12 protein-coding genes are annotated in these 20,612 nt (G+C 36.9%); 6 read left to right on the top strand and 6 right to left on the bottom strand.

What is annotated here, in order from left to right; all coding sequences use genetic code 11:
- Position 1 precedes the first annotated feature (1 nt).
- Positions 2 to 2,440, bottom strand: coding sequence for a penicillin acylase family protein (locus ABDJ41_RS08695; RefSeq protein WP_349785543.1), 2,439 nt, complete (start codon positions 2,438 to 2,440; stop codon positions 2 to 4).
- A gap of 188 nt (positions 2,441 to 2,628) precedes the next feature.
- Between ABDJ41_RS08695 and ABDJ41_RS08690 the strand changes: the two genes are divergently transcribed.
- The 4 genes from ABDJ41_RS08690 (at position 2,629) to glgB (ending at position 10,061) form a co-directional block, all read left to right on the top strand.
- Positions 2,629 to 2,856: a carboxypeptidase-like regulatory domain-containing protein gene (locus ABDJ41_RS08690; RefSeq protein WP_349785542.1), complete on the top strand. Its 228-nt coding sequence runs from the start codon at positions 2,629 to 2,631 to the stop codon at positions 2,854 to 2,856.
- Between the two features lie 17 nt (positions 2,857 to 2,873).
- Complete coding sequence (locus ABDJ41_RS08685) at positions 2,874 to 5,510, top strand: TonB-dependent receptor (protein ID WP_349785541.1); 2,637 nt, start codon at positions 2,874 to 2,876, stop codon at positions 5,508 to 5,510.
- A gap of 172 nt (positions 5,511 to 5,682) precedes the next feature.
- The gene (locus tag ABDJ41_RS08680) at positions 5,683 to 8,151 is read left to right on the top strand and encodes a glycoside hydrolase family 31 protein (RefSeq protein WP_349785540.1); all 2,469 of its coding nucleotides are present in this window, start codon (positions 5,683 to 5,685) and stop codon (positions 8,149 to 8,151) included.
- Positions 8,151 to 10,061, top strand: a complete 1,911-nt coding sequence (gene glgB / locus ABDJ41_RS08675) for a 1,4-alpha-glucan branching protein GlgB (RefSeq protein WP_349785539.1) — start codon at positions 8,151 to 8,153, stop codon at positions 10,059 to 10,061. Before ABDJ41_RS08680 ends, glgB begins: the two co-directional genes overlap by 1 nt.
- On the opposite strand, the gene ABDJ41_RS08670 is transcribed toward glgB, so the two are convergent.
- The 3 genes from ABDJ41_RS08670 to ABDJ41_RS08660 form a co-directional block, all read right to left on the bottom strand.
- The gene (locus tag ABDJ41_RS08670; protein WP_349785538.1) at positions 10,015 to 12,750 is read right to left on the bottom strand and encodes a CHAT domain-containing protein; all 2,736 of its coding nucleotides are present in this window, start codon (positions 12,748 to 12,750) and stop codon (positions 10,015 to 10,017) included. The genes glgB and ABDJ41_RS08670 overlap by 47 nt on opposite strands.
- Complete coding sequence (locus ABDJ41_RS08665) at positions 12,738 to 14,840, bottom strand: DUF7849 domain-containing protein (protein WP_349785537.1); 2,103 nt, start codon at positions 14,838 to 14,840, stop codon at positions 12,738 to 12,740. Before ABDJ41_RS08665 ends, ABDJ41_RS08670 begins: the two co-directional genes overlap by 13 nt.
- A gap of 122 nt (positions 14,841 to 14,962) precedes the next feature.
- On the bottom strand, positions 14,963 to 15,949 hold the full coding sequence (locus ABDJ41_RS08660) for a hypothetical protein (RefSeq protein WP_349785536.1): 987 nt from the start codon (positions 15,947 to 15,949) through the stop codon (positions 14,963 to 14,965).
- A 178-nt stretch (positions 15,950 to 16,127) separates the two neighbouring features.
- On the opposite strand from ABDJ41_RS08660, the gene ABDJ41_RS08655 reads away from it, so the two are divergent.
- Both ABDJ41_RS08655 and ABDJ41_RS08650 read left to right on the top strand, forming a co-directional pair.
- Positions 16,128 to 16,697, top strand: a complete 570-nt coding sequence (locus tag ABDJ41_RS08655) for an RNA polymerase sigma factor (protein ID WP_349785535.1) — start codon at positions 16,128 to 16,130, stop codon at positions 16,695 to 16,697.
- A complete protein-coding gene (locus ABDJ41_RS08650; RefSeq protein ID WP_349785534.1) occupies positions 16,697 to 17,455 on the top strand; it encodes a tetratricopeptide repeat protein in 759 nt (252 codons plus the stop codon). Before ABDJ41_RS08655 ends, ABDJ41_RS08650 begins: the two co-directional genes overlap by 1 nt.
- Positions 17,456 to 17,542: 87 nt before the next feature.
- Here ABDJ41_RS08650 and dcp read toward each other — a convergent pair whose 3' ends face one another.
- Together dcp and ABDJ41_RS08640 are read right to left on the bottom strand one after the other, a co-directional pair.
- A complete protein-coding gene (gene dcp, locus ABDJ41_RS08645; RefSeq protein ID WP_349785532.1) occupies positions 17,543 to 19,681 on the bottom strand; it encodes a peptidyl-dipeptidase Dcp in 2,139 nt (712 codons plus the stop codon).
- Between the two features lie 91 nt (positions 19,682 to 19,772).
- The gene (locus tag ABDJ41_RS08640) at positions 19,773 to 20,579 is read right to left on the bottom strand and encodes a hypothetical protein (protein ID WP_349785531.1); all 807 of its coding nucleotides are present in this window, start codon (positions 20,577 to 20,579) and stop codon (positions 19,773 to 19,775) included.
- Positions 20,580 to 20,612 lie beyond the last annotated feature (33 nt).

Below are 20,612 nucleotides of genomic sequence, written 5' to 3'. Positions count from 1 at the left end.
ATTATTTTTTGGATATTTTTAATTTTGAAATTATTTTGGCGGAGCTGTCGTCGGGCGACTTCATAAAGAAGAGGTCGTACAATTTTCCACTAGCCCATTTATCAATCATATTGTCGTAAAATGGACTGCCTGGGTTACCGGATTGTCCGCCTGGAAATACGCCATGTCCTTTAGGATTCTTACCTAGTTCAACAACCATCCTCCAGGAAGGGCCATTACCCTCATTTAAGGCATTGATGGTCATTTTGCCGCCACCAGTCAATAAAACCTTAGAGCCAAAACCTGGTATTTTTGCCAGGTGTTGAATCTGGGTATGTTTTACATTAGCCCATTCCCAGGATTTACCAATAGACCCATATTTCCTTTCGAGGCTATCACAACTGAATTTAAAAGACTGGTTTATCAGTTCTGCCAGCGTTTCCTTTGCTGTGGTATGGATGTTGTCTATCCATTTAGCATTTTGCTCATGTAAGATCAGCTGTACAGTTCTGTCTCTGGAAGGATAACGCATAGGAATATCAGCAACAGTAAATTCATCATCCCATATCTCAAATTGCAGTCTTTTAGTCCATAAATCAAATACACTAGCTGCTATTGATTTGGCGTCATAAAATTTGTTCCAGTCGGTAACAGAGCGTAGTGCTTCTTTCTGAGTCGCATTTAGTTTACTTTTATCAATCAGACCTAGAATGGTTGGAAGGATATTTTGAGCATGAATACTATAACTATCGGTTTGCATGTTAATGATGCTGTCAGCCGTAGCATTTTTCATCACACTTAATCGATCGTTTATACGTTTTCCCCGTTCGTATGGGCTAAACTCCCAGTTAATATAATAAGGATAGCTTGGGTCTGTAGATGATTGGTTTGCCGAGCTTACAAAGCCTCTTTCCGGGTTTTTAACAGTTGGGTTTTGTGAAGCTGGGATCCATCCCTGCCAGTCATTTTGTGGGTCTGAGCCATCCAGGATAAACTTACCCTGATCTTTCCATTTTAAGGGATATTTCCCATTGGCAGTTATTGCAATATCATTTTGTGCAGATGCAAAAATGAAGTTCTGCGCGGGAGCAGTATAGAATGTTAAGGCTTTACGATAATCCTCATAATTTTTAGCCCTGTTTAAGATGTAAAATGTTTTTAACTCATTTGATTTTTCATGAGCAATCCATCTTAATGCGTTTCCAACTGGAATGTTCTTTGCTTTCGAAAAATCTTTAGGTTGCTGAAGATAGACTACAGGGCCATGATGTGTATAAATAACGGTATCTATTATATTCTTGCCACCTCTGACCACAATTTTTTCCAACCTGCTAGTGGTACCCTTCCATTGGTTATTATACCAGTAGTTTTTGTGAGTATTATCTTTAAATTTAACTTGATAAAAATCTAATACATCTGCAGCAACATTGGTTACACCCCATGCAATATCCTGATTAAAGCCAATAACAACACCTGGGGCGCCTGGCAAAGATACACCGTAAGTATTTAAGCCGGGAGAATGGAGTTGAATCTGATACCAGATGGAGGGTAATGACAAATCGAGGTGTGGGTCATTCGCAAGAATTGGTAAACCCGATGCAGTTTTTGAACCAGATAGGGCCCAGTTATTACTGCCAATCCCCTCCTCTTTCTGTTTTGTTTTAATAGGAGAGGTTATAGCCTCATCAAAAGATGCTGGAATTTTTGGAATAGGCAAAGGTGTGAAATTCCATTTGGTGCCTACCGGAATTATAGGGTCTTCTTTAAAGGGATAATCAGGGAAAAGATCTTTAACGACATCTGCTCCAAACTTTTCCTTGATATTCGTCATATAAAATTCATCAGAGCCCATGGCTAGTACGGCCGACATCTGTTTTAATAGTAATGCACATTTTAGAGGTGTCCAGGGTTCAGGTTTAAAATCCAGTATTTTATATTCAATAGGTAATTTTGCTGCAGAAAGTGAGTTGATATAAGCATTTACACCAGCAGTATATGCCATGATCATTTCTTTAGATTCAGGTGAAGCCATGATGCCCTCTAAGGATTGTTCAGCACCATAAACCATACCCATTCTACGTTGGTATTTATCTAATTCCAATGCTTTTTCACCAACTACTTCCGAAATTCTTCCAGCTGCAAATCTGGTTTGAAAATCCATTTGTAGTAAACGATGCATCGCCGTAACATAACCTTGAGCAAAGTATACATCGTGGTCATTTTGTGCAAAAATATGAGGAATCATACGGTCATCAAATGCAATATCTACTGTTTGATGTGTACCCTTTAAGATAATTTTATTGTTTTTTTTAACTGTTAGATGTTCTGCATTTTGCCAGAATCCGGTAAAAGGGTTTAAGAACTTTAAGATTGGAGGGATATTCCCGAATTTGGTATTAAGAGCGAAAACCAATAATATAGGGATGATAACGCAAATGAATGCCTTTATTTTACTTGTCATAATCTGGTATAAAAGTATAAATTATGCTATAAATCTATTATCCTGAAATTTTGCTATGGCAATTTAACATAAAACTTTATTGAAACGCAATGATTTGATTTTTTATCGAATAAATATTTGAGGAATGTTATTTGTTAATCAGAAGAATTTAATTAAGTTTATGTTAAATCAAAACTTAATTAAATTGTATGAAGAAAATGTTTACAAAAGCGACCTATGCACTCTTGTTATGTCTAGCCGGATTTTCTGTTCACGCACAAAGTGTCGTCATTAGTGGCATAGTTACCGACAAGCTTACTAAACAACCAATACCAGGTGTTGGGGTTACAGTAAAAGGCACTACCAGTGGAACGGCAACGGATGCAAATGGCAGGTATTCATTTAGTACAACAAGAAAGGCTCCTTTTACTTGGTAATTTCATTTCTGGGGTATGTGTCGGTAGAACGGGAGATTACAGGTGCTAGTTCAGGTGTAACTACTGAGTTGGAGCCTACAGTTATTTTAGGACAGGAGGTGGTTATTTCCGCATCCAGAACGCCAGAGCGAATTCTTGAATCTCCGGTTTCTGTAGAACGAATGGGACCAGCAGCAATTAAAGAGCTTTCTGCTCCTTCTTTTTATGATGCTTTAGCAAACATGAAAGGAGTAGAAATCAGTACTCAAAGTTTAACTTTTAAATCAGTGAATACCCGTGGATTTAACTCAAACGGGAATACCCGTTTCAATCAGTACGTAGATGGGATGGACAATCAGGCTCCGGGGTTAAATTTCTCTGTAGGTAATATTATTGGTATTTCAGACCTTGATCTAGATAATGTGGAGTTACTACCAGGTGCATCTTCAGCTTTGTATGGAGCAGGGGGGATTAGTGGAACGATGTTGATGACTTCGAAAAATCCATTTAACTACCAGGGAGCAAGTTTTTCTTTTAAAACAGGTGTTAACCATGTGAATGATGCCAATACGAGTAATCAGCAGTTTAATCAGTTAGATGTACGTATGGCCAAAGCATGGAATAATAAGTTTGCGGTAAAAGGTACATTCTCATTCCTTCAGGCACAAGATTGGCAAGCCGATAATTTTAAAAATTTTGATAGAAATTCACGACAGGTTAAATCTGGTGATAGAAATTCAGATCCAAATTATGATGGTGTAAATGTTTATGGAGATGAGGTGAGTCAGAATATGAAAAATGTAGCGCAAGCTGTATTAAATGCAGGAACATCTGGTTTCGTGCAGGCTGCACTGAATTTACCCGTACCTCCAACTGCTGATCAGATTGCAGCTTTTAAATCTGATCCAAATGGTCTGGCAGCGCTAAATGGCTTTTTAAGTACTGATGCGAGGTTTAAGCCCTTTGTGGCAGGATTAGCTAATCCGGGATTACTTCCAGATCAGAATGTTTCAAGGACAGGATATGATGAACGTTATCTTGTAGATTATCAAACACAATCTTTAAAGGCTTCAGGCTCTTTACACTATAAGTTTACAAATACTATCGAAGGTATAGCACAGGCAAACTGGGGAACTGGAACCTCTGTTTATACCGGGTCTGACCGTTATTCATTACGTAATTTCAGTATCGGACAATTTAAGCTGGAATTGAAAGGAGAAGATTTTTTTATTAAAGGATATACTACACAGGAACGCTCAGGAGATTCTTATATCTCTTCAATTTTAGGAAGTTATATCAATGAACAATCTAAGGCGTCAAAAGATTGGTTCCCTCAATATGTAGGTAATTTTATCGGTGCAAAGGCATTGGGTAAAACTGATGCAGAAGCACATGCAGCAGCTAGAGCTGTTGCTAATCAGGGACGCTTTGAGCCTGGTTCTCAACAGTTTGAAGCAGCGAAAGATAAAATTATGAATACTACAATTGCGAGTACTGATTTTGTTAAAGGGCAGTATGGAGCTAAGTTTAATGATAAAACGAACCTTTATCATTATGAAGGAATGTACAATTTCAGTAATGTCTTCAATAATGTAGTAGAGTTTCAGTTAGGTTCTTCCTATCGTATTTTTCAGTTACGTTCTGGTGGTACAATTTTCGACGATCTGAACAATAAAATTGATATTAAAGAATATGGTGCTTTTGCTCAATTGGGTAAAAAAATATTTAATGAGAAAGTAAAACTAACCGTTTCTGGCCGATATGATAAGAGCAGTAATTTTGAAGGTCGTTTCACACCAAGAGTAACTGGTGTGTTTACTGTAGCTCCAAATAATAATATTCGCCTTTCTTATCAAACTGGATATCGCAATCCTACTACTCAAAACCAATATATTGATCTTTCTGTAGGAGGTGGTTCACAGCGTTTAATAGGTGGGCTGCCATCTAGTTTAAATAAATATTCATTATTTACCAATAAACCGTATACAGATGTAAGTTATCGTGCTTTTCTTTCTTCAGTTGCTAGTGGAACACCAAACCCAGGACTGTTAAAAGCATATGATTTTGACCCTAAGGGGGTTCGTCCTGAAAGTGTTCAAGCCTACGAAGTAGGTTATAAAGGGTTATTAGGCCCTAAATTTATGATAGATGCTTATGCATATTATAATATTTATAAGGACTTTATTACAGGTGTTGATGTATATCAGGATAATAAGGATGGCACATTTACTAAATTCGGAGTACCTGTTAACGCAAAAGGAAAGGTAGACTCTTATGGTGCTGCTTTAGGTTTAGATTATTTGCTTGGTAAGTTTAATCTAAGTGGAAATGTGTCTTATAATGAAATTGGAGATCTTCCTGATGATTATATTAATGATTTTAACACACCTAAAATGCGTTACAATTTAGGTTTTGGAAATAAAGAGATCATTAAAAATGTTGGCTTTAATGCTGCTTATCGCTGGCAGGAGAAATTTTACTGGAACAGCTCATTTTCATCTGGTGAAGTTCCTGCATATGGTACTATAGACGCACAGGTTAACCTGAAAGTTCCATCAGTGAATTCTATGATTAAAATTGGTGGTTCAAATCTTCTGAATAAATACTATTTCACTTCATATGGTAACCCTTCGGTAGGTGCTTTGTATTATATGTCATATACATTTAATCCATAAAAAATATTCTTTTTTTTGATTTAAGGCCCTGACATTCACGTCAGGGCCTTTTTGTTACTATAATTTTATCTCATAATAACTCTTTGGTTTTAATAGAAATTTTAACACCTTAGTTGTATAAAGTACACGAAGTAAAGTGACTCGTGTTTTTTCTACTTAATGAGGGGTTTTCATGGAAGAATTAAATAATCAACAAAACGACATAAACGAGAATGTAGTGACAGGAGCTGATACAGAAGAAACCGTACAGCATTTAAATAATCCTGTTTCTGGCCCTAAGCCTATCGTTAAAAAATATCTAAGTGCAGTACAGCAGGTTCATGCCGAGGGGAACAAGTTCTATTTTTCAGATGGTGATGCCCGTGTTGAAATCAGGGTAGTTAGCGATGAGATGATTAGGGTAAGAATGGCGCCGCATGGTGTTTTTCTAGACGACTTTTCATATGCAGTTCCTGTAGTAGACCAGAAAGTGACTACTTTTAAATTGGAAAATCAGGATGCTTATTATACCATTTCAACGAATACTATAACCTGTAAGGTTAGAAAGAGCGATTTTAACATCTCTTTTGTTGAAAACAGCAGTCAGATGGTAATGAGTGAAGACGAGTCTGCTATGCACTGGGAAGAGAATGTTGAATTTGGCGGTTATTATGTGTATGCTACCAAGAAGTGCCTTCCTGATGAGAACTTCTTCGGACTGGGAGATAAGTCGGGGAATATGAACTTAAGAGGCCGTCATTTCCAAAACTGGAATACAGATGCCTACTCTTTTGGTTGGGATCAGGATCCTTTGTATCGTACCATACCTTTTTATACCGGTGTACATCATCAGGCTGCTTACGGTATATTTTTCGACAATACATTCCGTTCCTATTTTGACTTCGGTAAAGAAGATCAAAACAAGACCAGTTTTTGGGCTGATGGCGGTGAGTTGCAATATTATTATATCCACGGTCCCCATTTAATGGATGTGGTTAAAAGGTATCAAACCCTTACAGGTACCCATCCTATGCCCCCAAAATGGGCATTAGGTTATCATCAATGCAGATGGAGTTATTATCCTGAGAAAAAGGTAAAGGAAATAGCTGAAGGCTTCAGATCAAGAAATATTCCTTGCGATGCTATATATCTGGATATTGATTATATGGATGGTTATCGTTGTTTTACCTGGAACAAAAATCATTTCCCTGACCCTAAGCGCATGATTAAGGAACTCGCGAATGATGGTTTTAAAACCGTTGTGATGATTGATCCAGGGATTAAAGTGGATGATAATTATTGGGTGTTTAAAGAAGGTAAGGAAAATAATTTCTTCTGTAGAAGAAGTGACGATTACTTTATGGAGGGACATGTTTGGCCAGGCAGATGTCAGTTTCCTGATTTTACGAATCCAGCTGTAAGAGATTGGTGGGGTAAATTGTATAAAGAGATGGTCGATATAGGCGTTGCAGGCGTATGGAATGATATGAATGAACCGGCAGTATTTGGTTCAGGCACTTTTCCTAATGATGTAAGGCATAATTACGACGGTTATCGTGGTTCACATCGCAAGGCACATAATGTTTATGGAATGCAAATGGTGCGTTCTACATATGATGGTCTTAAAAAGTTAATGAGGAACAAACGTCCATTTACCATAACCCGTGCAGGATATTCAGGTATGCAACGTTATGGTTGTGTTTGGACTGGCGATAATGTGGCAACCTGGGAGCATTTAAAAATAGGGAATATCCAGTGTCAGCGAATGTCTATTTCTGGTGTACCATTTTGTGGAACAGATATAGGTGGCTTTAGTGGAGAACCGGATGGTGAATTGTTTACGAGATGGATTCAATTGGGTACATTTTCTCCATTTATGCGTGCTCATTCTGCTGGAGATACAGCTGAACGTGAACCATGGAGCTTTGGAGAACCATATACAAGCATCAACAGAACCTATATAGAATTACGCTACAGGTTAATGCCTTATCTGTACTCCGTTTTTTGGGAGCATCACCGTTACGGATTCCCTATCCTCAGACCATTGGTTATGCTGGAACAAGAAAATGCTAGTATGAGCTTCCGTCAGGATGAGTTTACATTCGGTGATAAAATTTTGGTTTGTCCTGTATTAGAACAAGGGGCAGTATCAAGAATGGTATATCTGCCTAAAGGTAAATGGTATAACTTCTGGACGCATGAAATATTAAAAGGAGAAAGCGAGCATAACATACAGGCTCCATTAGATCAGATGCCTTTATTTGTAAGGGCAGGTTCCGTAATCCCTGAATACCCAGTAATGCAGTATGTAGGAGAAAAAAATATTGATGAAGTTTTGTTGAATATTTATTACAGTGATTACGAAGTAAACTCTTTCTTATTTGAAGATCATGGAGATACTTTTGCGTATGAGCAAGATATCTATTCAGAAAAGAAGTTTAACGTTAAAGGAACGCAGTATTTAATGAATATCGAGCAAACTGTAGATGGTCTTTACACGCCAAATTATGAGTTGTACGATTTTAAAATTATTGGATTACCATTTAATGTAAATAAGATCACAGTTGATGAAAATGATGTTGTTGATTATCAGATTGATGAAAACAACTGTCTGCGTTTTAAATCAAATAAGAATTTCACTAGCATAAAAATATATAACTGATGACGAAAGTGCTTGCGCATAGCTTATTTACTGAATTTGATATTTCTTTATTTGTATCTGGCAAGCACTTCCGCCTTTACGAAAAGTTTGGTGCACACCTTATTGTTGTTAATGAGGTTGCGGGAGTTTATTTCTCAGTCTGGGCACCGAATGCACAGGAATTACATGTTATTGGTGACTTTAACGAATGGAATAGGACCAGTCATCCACTAAACCTCCGTTTGGATAGTTCAGGTATCTGGGAGGGGTTTATATCAGGCGTATCTAAAGGTGATATGTATAAGTTTCTCATCAAAGGATTTGAGGGAATTGAAGTTGAAAAGGGTGATCCATATGCAAAAAGATGGGAGCATCCTCCTAAAACAGCTTGTATAGTTTGGGATAATAACTATAAATGGAAAGATAAAGCCTGGTTAAATAAAAGACCAAAGTTAAATGCTTTAGATAAACCAATGTCGGTTTATGAAGTTCATCTGGGGTCCTGGCAACGTGATCCTAGTGAGCCAGATAGAGTGTTGACTTATGTGGAATTAGCCAATAGTCTGGTGCCTTATGTGTTGGATATGGGTTTCACGCATGTGGAGTTAATGCCGATTATGGAATATCCCTATTTTCCATCCTGGGGATATCAGATAACAGGTTATTTTGCAGCTAGTTCCAGGCATGGTACCCCACAGGAATTAATGTATCTGATTAATGAACTTCACAAAAATAATATTGCAGTTATATTAGATTGGGTTCCATCTCATTTTCCGGGGGATGCACATGGGCTTTATAATTTTGATGGTACCCATTTATATGAGCATTCTGATATGAGAAAGGGGTTTCATCCTGATTGGAAATCTTATATCTTCAATTATGATAGAAATGAGGTAAGGTCCTTCTTAATTAGTAATGCCTTGTATTGGCTTGATCATTTTCATATTGATGGGTTGAGGGTAGATGCTGTTGCATCTATGCTTTATTTCAATTTCTCCAGAAAGGCTGAAGAGGCTGCTACAAATGAGTTTGGCGGTTCTGAAAACCTTGGTGCTATCCAATTTCTTAAAGACTTGAATATAGCTGTGTATGGGAATTATGAAGGGGTGCATACTATTGCCGAAGAGAGTAGTACTTATCCTGGAGTTACACATCCTGTACATGATGGGGGCTTAGGTTTTGGTATGAAATGGATGATGGGCTGGATGAACGATACGTTAAAGTACTTTAAAAATGATCCTATAAATCGCAGGTATCATCATTACCAGCTCACTTTTAGCATGACATATGCTTTTACGGAGAATTTTATGCTTCCGTTTTCACATGATGAAGTAGTGCATGGTAAGTCATCCATGATTTATAAAATGCCTGGTGATGAATGGCAAAAGTTTGCTAATCTGAGGGTGCTTTATGCGTATATGTTTACACATCCGGGTACTAAATTATTGTTTATGGGTAATGAATTTGCGCAGACTCATGAATGGGATTTTAAAAATTCGCTGGACTGGCATTTATTGGAACATGCCCCACACATAGGGATGCAGAAAACTGTTCGTGCTATAAATAAACTTTATATATCTGAACCAGCTTTGTATGAGCATAGTTTTTCTTATGAAGGGTTTGAATGGATTAGTGCTGATGATGGAAGGCATTCAATTTATGTCTATATCAGAAAAGGAAAGAAAGCAAAAGATACATTGATTGTAATCTTGAATCTAACACCTGTTTACAGAGAGAAATATCGTGTAGGCATCCCTTTTAAAGCTAAATGGAAAGAAATCTTTAATACAGATGCTAAAGAGTTTTTTGGTAGTGGAAAGCTGAATAATAAATTAATTCCAGCTGAAAAGATAGGCTGTCATGAAAGAGAATATTCTATTTTACTTAACATCCCGCCATTGGGCGTTTCAATTTTGAAGCAGGAGAAATAGATTTCTTTTTTATCAGGAACCAGATTCCTAGAAAGGCAGTTAAAGCCAATGCACTAAGCTGCGCGTAATTTATAAAATGGTTACGCGCAGGTTTTAAATCAATATTTTTATCATAGCCCATATAAATCAATGCGTCCCAATAATAAGGGAGACATTCCTGTACAGGGCGTTGTTTATTTTCCAACCATTGTAATTTTGCCAGATGTAAGGCTGTACTGGTTTTCTGACCCTGTAATATATTGGTATAACAATTGGCTGTAATTTCTGATGCGGCTTTATCATTTACATTCCATAGACCAGCAATGGTTCCACCAGTTCCTATGGCAGCAAAACCTCTACTTAAACTTATGATGCCTTCACCATTGTTCATGACACCATCTGCGGTTCTGCAAGCGCTGAGTACAACTAGATCTGGAGCAGCTTTCCTTGCTGATAATTCGAATAAGAAAACCTCAGCATCATTAAATGCTAATGTGGGTTCTTTTTGTGTACCTGATAGATAGGAATGAGTACTGATATGTAAAACCCCAGCTTTATCAAAGGCATTGAAAAAATCCTTTACTTGTGCGTTATTGTCTCTTCTAAAATCACCATCAATAATTTTTTCTATTGCTTCGGCTTCTTTTGCTACTGCAGGGATGTATTGTTTACTTTTATTCTGATGTGTGATAAACAGACCTGCAAAGTTTTGCTGAGGATGACTTCTTTTTTTTGATTGATTAACCCAGGTCTGAATAGAAAAGGCATAAGAAACGGAAAGTTTTTTTATAAGGTACGGCCATTCGGCAATATTAGGCTGGTACTTATTGTCGGTAATTAAGCCATCAAAAGAAAGATAGCCAATTACCTCATCGGGGATAATAATGAGCTTGTCATTCTTTTGAAAATTAAAATCCTTTAGTAAAGTGTTATAGATCTGGTTTGAGGATTTGAAAAAAGTCTCTGGTTGGTTCATCATAGCTGCCGGGCCATGGTGGTAATAAATGTTCACGAAATCAAAAATGTTTTTCTTTACTTGTTCTGCATTATTGATTCTTTTAATATGCTTCACCTGATTGTTGTAGATTTCGGCTACATAGAGATACTCTTTGCCAGAAAAAAATTCTATAAAATGAATGTTAGAGGGCAGCTGTGGCAATAATTTTTTAGCAGAGCTGATGTCTTTATTTATGGCCAATGAGGGATAGCGTTTTACTAAATCCTTTTCAAGAGTCTCCAGTTTAAACTTTAGTTCGGCATTACGTTTTTCAACTTCATTTGGAGTCTCAGTGCCTTGTAAAAGTTCTTTTTCATTGTAAGCAATAGCTTGTTCAAGTTTTGCTTTTTGTTCAAATAAAGGGTCTTTGGTCGATAAAGTAAGTTGTTGCTGATTTCTTCGGATATCATCCAATAAAGTACGAGCACGTGTTTGCTCTATAATATCCACAACAATGGCTGCATATTGATGCTGTTTCGTTTTTTCTAGTAATCGGAAAGCAATGGCAATAGCCCTTTCTGCCATGTCTTTTGTAGCTGATTGGAAACGCTGTTTGGTTTTTGCGTCAGCTAGTTCAAAGCGGATCCTATCTGCAGATAGCAATGATAACTGAATATTCTCTAAAGCTAATTTATCCTGCCCAATTTGGTTATAGGCGATGGATTTCTGATAGAAAACATCGATCAGACGATTATCTCCAAATATTCTTTCCTTATTGAACCTTAGAACGGAATCTGTAAGTCCGAATGTTGTAAGTGCCTGGTTGAAGGACACAATCGCTTGAACAGGATTCTTCTGTGTAAGTTTAATTTTACCAAGTTGTATAAGCGTATAAGCTTTTTCTCTAAGTCTATTCCCTTTATAATATTGATCATTAATAGTTAAAGCACGGTTATAACTATTTTGTGCATCAGCAAACTTTTGTTTTTTTTGTTGAATATCACCTGCAGTAATATAACTACTTAAGAGCCAGTAAGCGGTTTCAAAATTTGGTTTTAGTTTCTGTTGACGGATAATATTTCTTTTAATGACTTGTTCTGCTCGATCAAGTTCCTCTTTGTCGTTATATATGTCAGCAAGAGTATTGTCTAACAGAACCAATGATATAGCATTTACATTGGTCTTTTCTGTTCCTAATCGGATGCACTCCTCAGCTTTTTTGAAATCGCCTAAAGAACGATAGGAAATAGCCATATTGTTATAAACAGAAATCGCTAAGCCATCATTATGTTCTTTCCTGGCATAGTCAAGTGTCTTTTGCTGTATAAATAGCGCTTTCTCATAATCACCCAAACGGGTATAATTGTTTGCCCAGGGTTTTAAAACATAATCAGCAATACCCTCTACATTTAATTTATGGGTGACAACGTAATTATAAGCTTGTTCATAACAATTGATAGAGTTAAGGATATTGCCAGTGTACATTTGGTTGTATCCCTGATTACTTAACAGCATTAGCCATGCTTCTTTTTCAGAAGTAGAGTTGGGTTTTCGCCACATTTCTTTTTCTGTATTCATCAGGAAAGGTAGGCTTTGCCTGGGAGTTGTGTAGCTGTAATCTATTCTTGTGTACAACCAATCCGATAGATTGTCTTGTTTTTTTAAGGAGTCTAGAGTTTTAACAATTGTTTGTGGTACAGCAATAGGCTTTTGTGCAATTGCAAAACCAGAAAAGGAAAAGCAAATCAGCAGGATTTTAGTTAGAATTTCCACGTTAAATAAGTGATTAATCTATTTCCATTACCCTGAAAGGTGTACAGATACCTAAAACCAAGTGCAGGACCTACACGCACCTTGCCAACTTGGATATCGGCAAACATGGTATTTTGAAAATCTTTAAAGCTACTGCTCACTTTGTCAAAAGCATTTTTAATAATGACTTCCTGACCTACACCTACAGCATTTGGCACTTCATAATGAGCTTCTTTTTTAGGTGTCGACTGCTTATCCACATCAATAGAAACCATTGTGCCTACACCTGCTCCAAAGTATTTATTAAAGTTATAACGCATTTGTAATGGAACAATATTAATGGTCATTACTTTCGTCCTTACGGTACTGTCGGCGTATTTTAACCTGGCTTCTTGCCGCTTGCCATTTACCTCAATGGGTACTAGCCTCTCACTACCCATAATTCGGGAAACAGGATATTCTTTTTCAGCAAAAGTACTGGCATAAAGTTCTACCTGCCAGTAGTATCTATGAGGCGCATAAGGTGCTAGGCTTAGTCCAAAGGTAATGTTCTTTTGCCCTGTTAAAGGAGTATTCCCGTTTTTAAAAGGAAAACCATAACCAGCAATTATTCCAGGCGATAGCCCCATTTTATATCTTCCTGTGGCTTTATTGGTATAAATGGGTTCATTTTTATCAAACACAATTGCCGCACCGCTTTTAAAAGGTAGCTTTTTAGGCTTTTCTTTGAAACCTATTTTATATTCGATAAAACCCATGGTAGAGTCGGCATCTTTTACACCTTTTTGTAGGGTGCCGGGTAAGTAGATGTTGTTAAAAACAAAGTGAATACTATCGGCCCTGCTAACCGTATCCAGATAACTCTGGTTGGTGTAGCTAGGTTTGCCAGGAGTGATTTTCGGTTTTGAATCTAATATTTCTATTGAGCCCTTATCAAGTACCTCAGCAATGGCAACACCTACATCTACCTTTTTTGCTGGTCCCTTACCTGTATTCTGGAATCTTACTTTGTAAGTTAATTTTCTATTTTTTCCTGTAAAGCGGAAATTCATTCTGCTGTTTTTTAGCATCATTTTGTTTGGGTCATGAGAAGCAACGATCTGAAGTTCTATGGTGAAAAGTTCAGTTGTAGCCAAAGGGTTGTCGGGCATGAATACACCAGTTAGTTTTACTACAGCATTGGTATCTTTAATCATCTCTGGGGTAGTCTTGAAATTAAGGAATATAAACTTCTCCTCTCCAGACTTTAGGTTTTCAAACTTCCAGCTTTCATTTTTCCTGTATGCAGCCATTTTTTCCTTGATCAAAGCTGTGCCCTCAGGGTCAATTACAAGGTTGTTATATGTCTCTGAGAGAAGGTCATTTCTATCAAGACCATTTAATGCTGCGTAATAAACAGGCGCTTTATTGACTTTTAATGAAGCAAAGCTTCCCTGCTGATTTAGTGTCGTTGTCTTCTCCTGATTATATGTACGACTTTCGGCAAGTTCAAAGTTATCCTTGTTAAATTCTTTATCATTATATAAAATGGATAAGGTGCCATTTAAGCTGGCAATACCATTCTCAGGTTTATTTCGGTAACCTAAAACCAGCATCATATCATCTCCAGGTTTAGGCATACAATTGGTCTTCATTTCAACATTACCACCTGATTTAAAAAATTGAGATCCCGCAGCTGGATTTGTTGCAGCTAATACGGGTCTGCTGCTTCCTGGTTTTAGAGGTTTAGGTCTGGTTGGAGGACGTTTTCCATCATCGTAACTATTGGTAGCATATAGACGTACTTTGTATATCAGGTCATCACGATAAATATGTTGCGGTTCTTTTTCAAATGAAAACTGACCATCACCGAATTCCCAGAAATACGAGTAAAAAGGTTCAGGTGCACCTGCAATCTGTCTGAGTGGCCGTAATGTAGAACTAAACTTTACAACTCCATTTTCTATAGTATGATGAATAATTGCAGGAACAGTATCTTCCGGCATAGTTAATACAAGAGGGGGTTTTGCTACAGACAGTTGGTTAGTTTGAGCATATATTTCGGGCACTATCAACGAGAGTGCTAAAACGGTTCCGAAAAATAGTGAGTGCAATTGTAGCCGTCTTTTCATAATTGAAAATGAATTTAACAATATATTTATAAATCAGAGCGCAATTGCCATTAAAAATAAATAGAAAAAGGCAAAGCCCCATTTATAGGGGCCTTACCATGATAGCGCATTCATAGGGATTTCTAATAATTGTTAAGACTATTTATGGCAGTCTGAATTGCGTCTTCTGTAGTTTCTGCAAGTGTCAATGTTATATTTTGATTAGCAGAAATGGTGATGTCCTGTGCTGCATAATAGAATTTACCATCTTTGATCGAGAAAGAGATCATACGACCTTCAGAACCGATTGGCATCATGTTGTCATAGCTTTTTACTTTATTTGGGCCATCAGGAGTATAAAGTTGTGCTACTACGTTACTTCCTTTTGCACAGAAGTATACATAAGTTTCACCTGTATATGAGAAGAAACTTGCCATTGAACCAGGGTTATTTAAAACTTCAACTCTTACTGTAGTTTTAGGGTTAGTATAGTTGTAAAATACGTCGCAGTTAATCCATCCCAGTGTTCCAAAATTAAAGGTAAAAGCATTCTGAACAGCAACTACTCCATTTGGTCCTGCACCGTCACCTTTTCTTGGATCAGCCCATGCCATTTTGTTGTCTTCATCAGCTACTAAAGGCTTGCCTTCCTGATCAACACCAACCCAAAGTTGAGTACTACCATCTCTTTTCGCCGGAATTGCAATCTGAACAGGTACATTCAGATTTTGATCTACACTTACGCCATTTGATTTTACATCAATAAAGATGAAACCATCAGAAGAAAGTGGGGCACCGGAAGAGTGATTTGTATTTGCACCTGAGAATATAATACCGCTTCTTTTTAATACTTCATAAACTTCTACACGTACAGTTCCGGTAACTGGAACACCTCCTTTAGTTAAGGATCCAGCTGGGAAAGTTATTTTAGTGCCATCTAAAAAGGTAATAGTTTGAGGAAGCGCTGAAGCGTTAATTTCTCGAATTTGTTTTTGAGCGCCATATTTGGCTGTAAATTCTTTAGCTGATTTTGTTGTGTTTTTATCGCCGCCAGGATTTTCTTTTTTACAGGCTACGCCTAAAGCAATCAATACGATAAATAATGCTGATGTTAAGTTTAAAGATTTCATGGTTCTAATTTTAAAAATTTGCTTACTCTTTTCAGGCTTTTCAGCGTTCGCCATTGGATGATTTGAATAGATATCAATGGTCTTCGAAAATTGTTACCCCCATCTTTAATTATTTTTTTCACTCAGCTATCAAAAGATTTATAAATTCGTGATTAGATGATCACTTATAAATTCGTTAATGGCTAAAAACATACATTCTGATCAGCGTTTTATTATTGGCCTGGTAAATAATGATACCATGGTTATTAATGAGATATATAAGCGTTGCGCGGCTAAAGTGAAATCCTGGATTATATTCAATAATGGGAGTGAAGACGATGCCGGAGATATTTTTCAGGAAGCATTGATGGATGTATATAAGCAGGCGAAATACAAAACATTGGAACTTACCTGTCCCTTTGAGCCTTATATCTTATTGATATGTAAACGTAAATGGTTGAATGAATTAAAAAAAAGATCGATTCTACCGGTAACAAATAGCGAGGAGGATTTATTACATATCGGAGAAGATACTTTTGCAAATGCAGATGATCTGGAAAAGCAGGAAGCGCAGTCGAAGTTGTTTTTCAAAGCATTTGAAAAATTAGGTGAACGCTGCAAAGAAATCATTTCATGGAGCATGAAAGGTGAAGCGCAGGAAAAAGTGGCCGAAACCCTAGGTGTTACATATGGTTACCTGAGAAAAAAGAAATCTGAATGCATGGCATCTCTGATAAAAATGGTTCAATCTGATAAAACGGAAGAATAATGATGAACGAGGAGAAATTATTAGCTGTGGCACGTTACCTTGAGGGCGACATGGAGCACCGGGAGAAAACGGAGTTTGAGTTTTCTATTCAAGAAGATCCTGAACTGCAGGGAATGCTTGCTGAATATAAAAATGTTCATCAGACATTAAAAATGAGGATTGCCCCATCTGAGGCAGATGCAAAGGTTGAAGCAACACTAGCCTCATTAAATAAAGAATATTTTAAAGATGAAACATCTTTAGAGACAAAAACGATTACAACTCCTAAAATAATTTCAATGAAGCCTTATTTAAAATGGATAAGTGTTGCTGCTATTTTAGTTATTGGTTTATTGGTTTGGGCACCCTGGTCGGCTGGACTGTATGAAAAATATGCTATCAGTAAAGAAATGTCTGTAGTAGAACGTGGTGAGGATAATAAAAATAGTTTGGAAAAGGCCGCGGATTTTTATAATTCCGGTGATTTTATCTCCGCTTCTGATATTTTGCAAAAAGAATATGCAGATAATCCAGACAATTCCATGGTAGCTTATTATTACGGTGTATCGCTTATTGAAACAGGAAAAACGGTTGAGGCTAGAACAGTTTTAACAAAAATATATGATGGAGCATCGGTGTTTAAATATGATGCTGCTTATTATATGGCTTTAAGTTATATTAAAGAAAAAAATAATCAGGAGGCCATAGCCTGGTTGGAAAAAATTCCTTCTGGAACGAGTAATTTTGATCAAGCACAAGAGCTTATTAAAAAGCTTTAAACATAAAGATTAAATACTGTCTTAGAAACAAAAGGGCCTAATCAAAATTTAATGATTAGGCCCTTTCTATTGATTTGTTTAGCTGTTTTAAAGTAAGCCGCGGTATTTTTGTAAAGCTTTGATACTTGGCTCTTGACCTCTGAAGTTACGGAACATCTTTCCATAATCTTCTGTATTACCTTTAGACAAAATCATATCACGAAAACGCTGCCCATTTACTCTAGTTAAACCTCCATTTTCTTCAAACCAGGCAAAAGCATCATGGTCCAACATTTCACTCCACAGGTAAGCATAATATCCTGCAGCGTAACCACTGCCCCAAATGTGTTTGAAAAAACTTGAACGATAGCGTGGAGGCACATAAGATAAGCTCAATCCAGTTTTCTTTAATGCATCTGTTTCGAAGTTATTGGCATTTTGGACTGGAGCTGTTGCCGAAAGACTATGCCATTGCATATCCAAAGCCGCTGCAGCAAGAACTTCTGTTAATGCGTAACCTTGGTTAAAATCGGCAGCTTTCTTTAATTTATCAACTAATACCTGGGGCATAGGCTCGCCTGTACTGTAATGAACTGCATAATTTTTAAAAACCTCAGAATTTACAGCCCAATGTTCATTAAATTGAGAAGGAAGCTCTACAAAATCTCTAGCTACATTAGTCCCTGATAAGCTTGGGTATTGTTGATTTGCGAAAAATCCATGTAAAGCATGACCGAACTCATGGAACATGGTTGTTACTTCATCAAAGCTAATCAATGCGGGTTGTCCTTCTGCAGGTTTGGTAAAGTTACATACGTTAAAAATAACAGGTTTAGTTCCCAGCAATTTGGATTGGCCTACCATGTTATCCATCCAGGCACCACCAGATTTGTTATCCCGTTTAAAGAAGTCATAGTAAAACAAACCAATTGCAGTTTTATCCTCATTAAATAATTCATAAACTTTAACATCTTTATGGTAAACAGGCAGGTCATTACGTTCTTTAAAGGTTATTCCATAAAGTTTGGTAGCTGCATAAAAGACACCATTTTTAAGTACGTTATTCATTTCGAAGTATGGCTTAATCTCACTTTCGTTCAAATCATACTTTGCTTTACGTACCTGTTCTGCATAGTAGTTCCAGTCGTATGCTTCCAGTTTAAAACCTGCCTTTTGCTGGTCAATTAATATTTGAATTTCTGCAGCTTCTGTTTTCGCCCTTGCGGTTGCAGAAGGTACTAATTTGGCAAAAAATGACTCTACAGCGGCTGGGGTTTTAGCCATCTGATCCTGCAATTTCCAGGTTGCATAATTAGGAAACCCCATTAAGCTGGCTTTCTCTGCTCTAATTTTTGCAATTTGAACAATTGTTTTTCTTGTATCGTTGTCATCATTTTTCTCGGCTCTATTCCAGGATGCATCAAATAATTTTTTTCGAGTATCCCTATCAGATAGGGACTGCAGGAATGGCTGTTGTGTTGTGTTTTGAAGAGATAATAACCATTTTCCCTCGTTATTCGCAGATTTAGCTGCCTGTGCAGCTGCGGTAATTTCAACTTCGGTTAAGCCATCTAATTCTGCTACCATATCAACCACTAGAGCACCAGCCTTAGCTGCTGCAAGTGTTTGATTTGCAAATTTGGCACTTAATGAAGCTTCTTCTTCATTTAGTTTTTTAAGATTTGCTTTAGCATCCTCAGATAGTTTGGCACCAGCTAATACAAATTTTTGATAGTAATATTCTATTAATCTTAGAGATTCTGAATCTAATTTAAGTTTTTCCTTGTTGTTATATATTGCTTCGATGCGCTTGAATAAGTTGGCATTTAGATATATAGCATCTTGGTGAGCGGCTTGCTTTGGTGCTAATTCTTCTTGTATTTTTTGTAAATCGTCATTTGTGTTTGAACTTGTAATCAAACCAAAAACGTTATTTACTCTCTGAAGCATTTGACCACTTTTTTCCATTTCAACAAGTGTATTTTCAAAAGTTGGCTCTTCAGGATTGTTAGCAATTCTGTCAATTTCATTCAGATGAATTTTCATCCCCTCTTCAATGGCAGGTTTAAAGTCTTCATCTTTTATGGCATTGAAATCGGCTGCTTGATAGGGTAGGCTGCTTTCTTTTAAGAAAGGATTTGACTGTGAAATACCAGTCTGGGCTGAATCATTTTTCTTGTTATTATTGTCACAAGATGCAAAAATTGCCAACATGGCTACCAGAGGTAGCTTTAAGGATGGTTTCATAAAAAATAAGTTTTGTTAGTCTAATGTACACATAATTGCGCCCACTAGCCTCCCAAAACTTATTCTGTAATGAATTTGATAGGTTTATTCTTTATTGAAACTCTCTAATATCGACAATTCTGTCGCTGTCATTAAATTTCAAAAAAGTGATTCCTTTTTTATTCTTTTGCCACATGAAATTATTTCTTACCCATTCAGGAAGGTCAGCAGCTGACTGTGGTACTGCCTTAGAAAATGTTTCGTTATGTACATCATCACTCACATAATGTACCTGGTAGAGAGATTTTTCTGTAAGGAATACAAGTGTTGATTTATCAGGCGAATTAAGGATGAATTGGCCTTGTATACGTTCATTTGGGTTTTGTCTTTTTATAAGATAAACTTGTGCATTAACATTGGTAATATAGAAATCGTTGTTAACTACATATCCTGCTCTTCCTACTTTAATTATACCGGTAGTATATTTAGTATCCTGTTTTCCAGTAGAAGGTCTGTATAAACTAATCACTTCCAGTTTTCCATCTTTTATGGATAATAAATAGCACGGTGCAGTTAAACCAGATTTATCGGAAATTTGAACAAGCATGGTTGTTTTTTGAGTGTTAATGAACTGTACTGATGAGAATTTTTCTGTTGCAGAATTAGGATCAGCTTTGTTAATTTGAATTTTAACTAGTGTATCTCTGAATTTCACTTTGAATTCTTCTTTTACTTCGCTTGAACTGGCTTCATCTTTATGTACAAGAACTGTAAAGGCACTATCTGAACCTTCCAGATATCCGTTAAATTTTTCATTGGCAGTTAATACACGGGGGGTGTAAGTTGCAGCATTTTCTTGGTTTTGTTGACAGCTAAAAAAAAGAACAGACAAAACGAGGGCGTACAATGTTTTCTTCATAATTGGAAATGAGATAGTTTAAATTTTGGCAAA

Source organism: Pedobacter sp. ASV1-7, from assembly GCF_040203335.1.
Lineage (GTDB): Bacteria > Bacteroidota > Bacteroidia > Sphingobacteriales > Sphingobacteriaceae > Pedobacter.
This window is presented reverse-complemented; position numbering and strand designations above follow the sequence as displayed.

Coding starts and splice junctions, on each gene's coding strand:
- ABDJ41_RS08695 (WP_349785543.1), bottom strand. CDS start 2,440: ATGACAAGTAAAATAAAGGCATTCATTTGCGTTATCATCCCTATATTA.
- ABDJ41_RS08690 (WP_349785542.1), top strand. CDS start 2,629: ATGAAGAAAATGTTTACAAAAGCGACCTATGCACTCTTGTTATGTCTA.
- ABDJ41_RS08680 (WP_349785540.1), top strand. CDS start 5,683: ATGGAAGAATTAAATAATCAACAAAACGACATAAACGAGAATGTAGTG.
- glgB (WP_349785539.1), top strand. CDS start 8,151: ATGACGAAAGTGCTTGCGCATAGCTTATTTACTGAATTTGATATTTCT.
- ABDJ41_RS08665 (WP_349785537.1), bottom strand. CDS start 14,840: ATGAAAAGACGGCTACAATTGCACTCACTATTTTTCGGAACCGTTTTA.
- ABDJ41_RS08660 (WP_349785536.1), bottom strand. CDS start 15,949: ATGAAATCTTTAAACTTAACATCAGCATTATTTATCGTATTGATTGCT.
- ABDJ41_RS08655 (WP_349785535.1), top strand. CDS start 16,128: ATGGCTAAAAACATACATTCTGATCAGCGTTTTATTATTGGCCTGGTA.
- ABDJ41_RS08650 (WP_349785534.1), top strand. CDS start 16,697: ATGATGAACGAGGAGAAATTATTAGCTGTGGCACGTTACCTTGAGGGC.
- dcp (WP_349785532.1), bottom strand. CDS start 19,681: ATGAAACCATCCTTAAAGCTACCTCTGGTAGCCATGTTGGCAATTTTT.
- ABDJ41_RS08640 (WP_349785531.1), bottom strand. CDS start 20,579: ATGAAGAAAACATTGTACGCCCTCGTTTTGTCTGTTCTTTTTTTTAGC.